The organism is Rhodococcus sp. EPR-157, from assembly GCF_001647195.1.
Taxonomy (GTDB): domain Bacteria; phylum Actinomycetota; class Actinomycetes; order Mycobacteriales; family Mycobacteriaceae; genus Rhodococcoides.
On record NZ_LVCV01000526.1, the window covers coordinates 1 to 6,246 of the forward strand.

Sequence of the window (6,246 nt, forward strand, 5' to 3'; positions counted from 1 at the left end):
CCAACCAACGCCACAGCATCGACACCAGCAACACCCACCGCCGAAGAAAACACCTCCGACAACACCCGACCACCCACCGACACACCGCCACTTACCGGCACCAACAACTCATGCTCGGACTCGGTGAGAATGTCCACATCGCCGACAATGGCGGTGGGGTTCGCTGCCATCGAACCAAGAAGCTTCGCAAACCTGTCGCTGTGGCCGCGGATCGTGTCTTCGCTCGCGGCCGACGCGTCGTAGACGAAGTCGACTGCAAGCCCTGCGGGCACACCGAGCGCGTCGAATGTCTCTTCTACCGACACCACTACGTCGACACTGTCGAGATCGTGGGGCGAGCGCTCGACGCCGAAGGACAGGAGGACGCGGATCAGACCGGAGCGGGTGGCGCCGGCGGTATTCACGGTCCGCGACACCGACTCGAGCGACGAACCTGCGTGTGCGAGTGCCGCAGAGTCGATGTCCCGCAGCCGCGCACCGAGGTCGACGAACGACTCCGACGGTTCGACCGCTGCGCGCAGGACCACGACGTTGCCGTCGGAGAACCTGGTTCGCGCTCCGATCGACACATCCGGTTCGTCGGACAACCGGGCCAGAAGAACGGCGAGCGCGGAGTGAACCGCAACCAGCACACTCGAGTTTTGCTGGTGCGCAGCAGCGAGCAGGCCGCGATGGACAGCGGCATCGACAGAAGTCGCGAGCGCACGTTCGACCGGTGCTGCGCCAGAATCTGCACTCGCAGTTCCTGGAAACCCTACTGGGTCGGGTGCATCGGCGAGAACCGTAGCCCAGTAGGCCAACTCGGCGCGCTCAGCCCTGCGCGCAGCGCCCGTCGCTGCGCTGGCGCGGTGGACATCGTCGACAGCGCCGTGCGGGCTCGCAGCGACGAACGCGTCGATGACCTCGATGAAGTTTCGATGGTGTGCGGCGAGGTCTTCGTCGGCGTACCGGTTGGGATTGCCGCGAAAGTCGACGAATGTCTTTGCAGGTGAACCACTTTGGTAGATATTTACCAGCAGATCCTCCACTGGACCCGAGGTGACGATGTTGAACTCGCCGACGATCGAACCCAGATTGATCTCCTGATGGAACAACATGACGTTGACCATGGGGGCCACGAGCGCGCTGTCTCGACCACGGCTCGCGAGATCGCGACGAATGTCCTCGATGCTGAATCGCTGATGGCGAAGCGCACCCATCAGTTCGAGTTGCACCTGTTGGACCAGATCCCCGACGCTGCCCTGCGGATCGACACGAATGGACAGTGGGGCGACGTTGACCAGCATTCCGCCGGACCGACGCAGAAGTGCGGTGGTTCTTGCGGACACCGGGATGTTGACCAGAACCTCGTCTTGGCCCGTCATCCTCGACAGGTAGCACGCAAACGCGGCGATGACGACGGCTGCCGCCGTCGCGCCCTTGGTGGCGTCGGAGTCCTCCAGCGCTTCCACTACTTCGGCTCGGAGGGCGGCGCTTTCGAGCTTGCTCGCAGCCACGGTCGGTCCTGGCGTCGACGCCAGCGAGGCACCGCTATGAGCGCCGCCGACATGCTCTGCCCAATAGTCACGATCGGCTTCGAAACGGCTGGACGACCGGTACTCCTGGTCCAGATCGTAGAGCTTTCTCAGGTCGGCTGCCTTCGCGGGCTGCGCTTGAAGTCCCTCGACCTCCGCGGTATAGAGCTCTGCCGTTCGGTTCACCATGGTCATGGCGCCGTAGCCATCGAGAGCAACGTGGTGAATCTTGCTGTACCAGAGGTACCGATGGTCCTCGACGTGCAGGATCCACACGTCGACCAGACGGTCCCGGGTCAGATCTACCGGCGTTGTGTAGTTGGTGTTTATCCACGCAAGAGCCGCGACCATCGGCTCGGGTTCTGCACGTAGATCCAGATAGTCGACACTGTCATCGATGTCGTGATCGACCACCTGCACGGGTTCGCCATCGACCTCGGTCAGTCTGAGGAATGCCGATTGAAACTCATGACCTGCCTGGCGTGTGGATTTACGCAGGAGTTCCACATCGAGATCTCCACGCAGGTCCACGTACTGTGCGATACAAACGGGCACCTCGGGTGCAAGCTGCTGCGCGAACCACATCCCTCGTTGCGCCGACGACAGAGGAAAGGCCTCCGCTGCGCCGCCACTCGGCGGAAGTGAACCTTGAGACTCGCCTGAAACCGCGGCCCGCATCTACAAGCCTTTCTGCGTCGAAGCCGACGATGCCGAAAACACTGGCGCCGAAGCCGGCTGCGGCATTTTTCCGGGAGTAGTACTAACGGCAGAGTCGGTCAATGTTCAATCCGTTCCCGAGCGTGCATCGATGGCAACTGTGTTCTCTTTCTCGCGCGGCTTCTGTGGCCCCGCACGAGCGACCGGTACGGCTCGCGGCCGTACCCCGTCTCTCAGATTGGTTCGTTGCACGCCACTCGAAGGATTGGCTCCACCGCAATATCCACAGCCGACCAGTTACCGCTTTCGAGCGCCGATAACCAACTGGCAGAAGGTTTTGGTATGGCCGATTCGGCCGGAACGCTGCTCATTGACGACCCCCTCCCGTGCAAATACGCCAGCAAATGCACAATTCAGCGACCAATTGCGCACCCACACTTCGCGATCTATAAACATACAATAGGAACCCGCCCGATTTGTCGCGGATCACTAAAGAAGAATCGACCTTACTTCGGCTTCCGTTACAGATTGCGCCGTCTCGTCACAACCATGCCCGAATTCACCACTACGAATGACTCGAAACATTCTGTAGATCACGTAGGTCGAATCCAAAAAGAACTAGAGACGCTTTTCCGGCGATATTTGATCCTGCGGTTTGTTTTGCTGCCTGTTGAAAATTCTGACCGACACGAACAGTGCTGCCGCGATACATAGCAGCACTTCCGGTATCCGGCCGAGGTCGGTAGCAACGGTGGTGTCGGACCGCAACTGTATTTTCTGGACCAGCACTTCCGGAACGAAGAGATCCGTTTCCTGCACAACCGTCCCCCTTGGCGAGACAGTGGCGCTGATACCGCTGGTCGCCGCAACCACGACCGACCTCCCGTGCTCCACCGCGCGTACTCGCGACATTGCGAGCTGCTGGTAGGTCATCTCGGTGTCTCCGAACGTCGCATTGTTCGTCGGTATTGCGATGAATTCAGCCCCGGAACGTACCGATTCGGTCAGGGCGCGATCGAACGCGACTTCATAGCAAGTGGCAATTCCCACTGCGATTCCTGCGGAATGCACCACGCCGTTGCCGGTTCCCGGCACGAAATACCCTGCGCGGTCCGCATACTCGGAGAACAGCCGAAAGAAACTCCGGTAGGGCAGGTACTCGCCGAACGGCTGAATGATCTTCTTGTCGTGCCGCTCGCCTGGTCCGGCCGCGCCGTCCCACACGATGACCGAGTTCGTCGTCGTTCTGTCGTCGTTCACGAGAACCGAACCGACGAGGATGGGCGCGCCGACCGCTTCCGAAGCCTCGGTGATGAGGGCGGCGGCGTCGGAGTTGCGCAGTGGGTCGATGTCGGAGGCGTTCTCGGGCCAAACCACCAAATCAGGCGCGGGTTGGTTGCCTGCCGCTACATCGTCTGCGAGTCGCAGCGTTTCCCGGACGTGGTTGTCCAGCACAGCCCTGCGCTGCGCGTTGAAGTCGAGGCCGAGCCGCGGGACACTTCCCTGCACGGCTGCCACCGTGATGGTGCGGTCTCCCGATTCCGGATCGTCGGACATCAATGTCGGAAGCAAGGCCACGGCGACGACCGACGCGGTGACGGTGGTAGCCATCGCCGACACCCACATCGCCGGTGCAGGGCGCACGAGTAGGCAGTGCACGACTGCGGCAATCCCGCATCCGGTCAAGGCGACACCGAAACTGAGCAGCGGTGCGCCGCCGATGCTCGCGAGCGGAAGCAGCCAACCGTCAGGCTGGCCGAATGCCAGTCTCCCCCAGGGAAATCCCCCGAAGGGAAAGGAAGACCTCGCCCACTCGACAAGACTCCATGCCAACGCAATCGACAGCGGCCACCATCGAGATCGGGACAGCACGACCGTGAGCACCCCGAAGATCGCGATGAACACCGATTCGGCGGCGGCGAGCGCAAGCCACGGGAGTGGTCCGACGTACACACCGATCCATGGGAGCAGCGGAACGAAGAAACCCAGCCCGGCAAGGAAGCCGTACCCGAACCCGCTCTTCTTCGTCGACGGTTCTTCCCGACCGAATCCGAGCAACACGGCCACGAGCAACGCGATCCCGACCGGAGCCAGAAACCACAGATGCCGAGGCGGAAAACTCGCGAACACCAGAAGTCCGGAAGCCACTGCCGCGACGCCGGTCAGCACAATGCGGGCGACTTCCCGAGGCTTACCCTTCATGGATGACCCGACCACGGTGCACGACACGCAGGCAGCGCGGACTGCTGGAATCGGTGTCCAGTGCCGGCAGCGGTGGTACCCCGGCGCGCGGGTCGGTCGACCAACGCGCAACCGTGTCGGCCGGCGCACGCACCACCAGCTCGTCGACATCCCAGATCGCATAGCTGGCGGGGGCTCCGGGTGCCAAGGTGCCGGCCATCCCGTCTCGTACTCCGCCCGCGCGCCAAGCACCACGTGTTGCCGCGGAGAAAGCTGCCCGCGGAGAAATCGCGCTTCCCGGAGTCCGATGATTGACCGCCGCGCGCAGCATCGCCCACGGATCGAGCGAGGTGACCGGGGCGTCGGATCCGAATGCGAGCGACACCCCGGCGGCTGCGAGTAGCGCGAACGGATTCAGTGAACGTGCGCGGGCAGCTCCCAACCTCGTGGCGTACAGCGAGCTCTCGCCACCCCACAGGTCGTCGAACACCGGCTGCATACTGCCGATGACGCCCCAGGACGCGAGTGCCTCGGCCTGAAGCGGCAGCACCATTTCCATGTGTTCGATACGGTGCCCTAGCGACGCCACCGAGGGTCCGCCGAGAACGGACGCTGCACGCTGCACACCTTCGACGACCGCGCCGACCGCGCCATCACCGATTGCATGGAACCCCGACTGAATCCCGGCTTCGGTACATGCCGTGAGGTGTGTGTGGATCGCGTCCACGTCCAGAAAGGCGACGCCCGTGCCGACGTGGTCGGCATACGGTTCGGTGAGCCAGGCCGTGTGCGAGCCGAGAGAACCGTCGACGAACAGGTCGCCGCCGAGGGCATGAGCTTCGGTCGCGGCCAGCAGCGCGTGCGCATCCGACGCGCTTGCGACGGCCTCACCCCAGTAGCCACGGACCTCGACGCCATGGTCGGTCCGCATCAGTTCGGCGAAGTCGGTACGCCCGGCGATTTCGGGACCACCGCATTCGTGAACGGCACAGATCCCTCGCGATGCAGCGTGGTCGAGGGCTGCATGTCTGGCCCGCGAACGCTCTGCGGCACTCAGCAGCGAACGAGCTGTCGATCGCACGGCGTGGTGCGCGTCGGTCGTCAGCGGGAGCTGTGGATGAAATCCGTTCGATGACTCGGTCAACGCGCTCGCGTGACGTAACGGCGTCGAACATGCGGCTGAGTGGGCGTCGATTCTGGAGAGGTAGACCATTCTGCCCGGTGCCACCTCGTCGAGGTCGGCAGTCGACAGCGCGCCGCCGTCGGCCCAGCCGGATTCATCCCACCCATGACCCCAGACCACGGCGTCCTCGAAGTGTTCGACGTGCGCCCGGAGGCGCCCCAGACATTCTTGTCGCGAGGAACAGTCGCGCAGATCCAGGCCGATCAAAGCGAGCCCGAGGGCAGTCGTGTGAACGTGGGTATCGACGAAGGCCGGGGCGACGAATGCTCCCGCCAGATCGAACTCTTCAGCTCCGGGATGCAGAGCCCGACCTGTTCGGTCCTCGCCTGTCCATGTCACAACTCCGTTGGTGACTGCCATTGCCGTGGCGTCCGGAGCGGATGAGCTGTAGATCCGTCCGCCGAGAAGAAGTTGGGTGCGCACGACAGCCAAGTCTGCCCTCAGCGGGTGGGCTTCTGGAAATCCCGTCCGTCGAGTTCGATGATTCGAGCTGAGCTCGGCGCACCCGCGGACTCGGTCGCCACTTCCCCGTCGATGACGGTCGGACGCATTCTGCTTGTCGTGGCGGCGACCGTCGGCATCCATCGCGCCGCGGCGAGCAGCACCAACGGCCGCAATGCCCATCGGGTGACCGGCATCAGCAGCAAAATACCGAAGACCGAGGTGACCAATCCAGGAACGAACAGGGCGACCGAACCTATGGCGAAGAGC

4 protein-coding genes are annotated in these 6,246 nt (G+C 63.1%); all 4 read right to left on the reverse strand.

All coding sequences use genetic code 11. From position 1 onward, the window contains the following. A partial coding sequence (locus A2J03_RS23800) for a condensation domain-containing protein (RefSeq protein ID WP_231912691.1) occupies positions 1-2,192 on the reverse strand: 2,192 nt, incomplete at its 3' end. Positions 2,193-2,789: 597 nt separating this feature from the next. Further along, positions 2,790-4,373, reverse strand: coding sequence for an apolipoprotein N-acyltransferase (gene lnt / locus A2J03_RS23805; RefSeq protein WP_068378929.1), 1,584 nt, complete (start codon positions 4,371-4,373; stop codon positions 2,790-2,792). Further along, positions 4,363-5,958: an amidohydrolase gene (locus A2J03_RS23810; RefSeq protein WP_068378927.1), complete on the reverse strand. Its 1,596-nt coding sequence runs from the start codon at positions 5,956-5,958 to the stop codon at positions 4,363-4,365. The genes lnt and A2J03_RS23810 overlap by 11 nt, the downstream gene beginning before the upstream one ends. Positions 5,959-5,975: 17 nt before the next feature. Beyond that, positions 5,976-6,246 (reverse strand): FxsA family protein (locus tag A2J03_RS23815; protein ID WP_197480936.1); only part of this gene is annotated, 271 nt, incomplete at its 5' end.